Raw genomic sequence first — 586 nt, 5'->3', positions numbered from 1 at the left:
CAACTGCTTTGAGCGGCTGATCGGGCGGGAAAACGTCACCTACTAAATGGAGCGCCGCCAAAACAACTTCTTCCGTTTCAGGACGAGGGATGAGAACATGCTTGTTCACCTCGAAAGGACGTCCGTAAAAGAATTCAACTCCCGTTAAATGCTGAACAGGAACACCCGCCTTGTGCTGCGTCACAAATTTGCTGAACAGGTGATCTTGCTCCTCAGGCAGCGAATCATGAAAACGTGCAAGAAGCTCACTTCTGCTCCAGCCAAGTACATGCATCAAAAGAAGCTCTGCTGCATTTTGGTCTCTTCCAGCTTCCGTTAACAAAGAAGAAGCCCATTTAAGGGCTTCAAAAATTGTTCGCTCTTTATTTTGCATTTTGAAGCTTTCTTGCTTGGTCTTCCATAATTAATGCATCAATGACCTCGTCAAGTTTTCCTTCTAAAATTTGATCAAGCTTTTGAATCGTCAACCCGATACGGTGATCTGTTACACGGTTTTGCGGGAAGTTGTACGTACGGATACGCTCTGAACGATCCCCTGTTCCAACCGCAGATTTACGCGTTTGATCATATTCAGCCTGTGCTTCAC

The 586-nt window shown here is 45.7% G+C and carries 2 pseudogenes; both read right to left on the bottom strand.

Annotated features, from left to right (window positions below):
• A pseudogene (locus tag BJU60_RS14845) lies at positions 1–373 on the bottom strand (peptide chain release factor N(5)-glutamine methyltransferase); the annotation flags it as partial.
• Positions 363–586: pseudogene (locus BJU60_RS14840) on the bottom strand (peptide chain release factor 1); the annotation flags it as partial. The pseudogenes BJU60_RS14845 and BJU60_RS14840, both read right to left, overlap by 11 nt.

This window comes from Exiguobacterium aurantiacum, assembly GCF_001766415.1.
Classification (GTDB): domain Bacteria; phylum Bacillota; class Bacilli; order Exiguobacteriales; family Exiguobacteriaceae; genus Exiguobacterium; species Exiguobacterium aurantiacum_A.
This window is presented reverse-complemented; position numbering and strand designations above follow the sequence as displayed.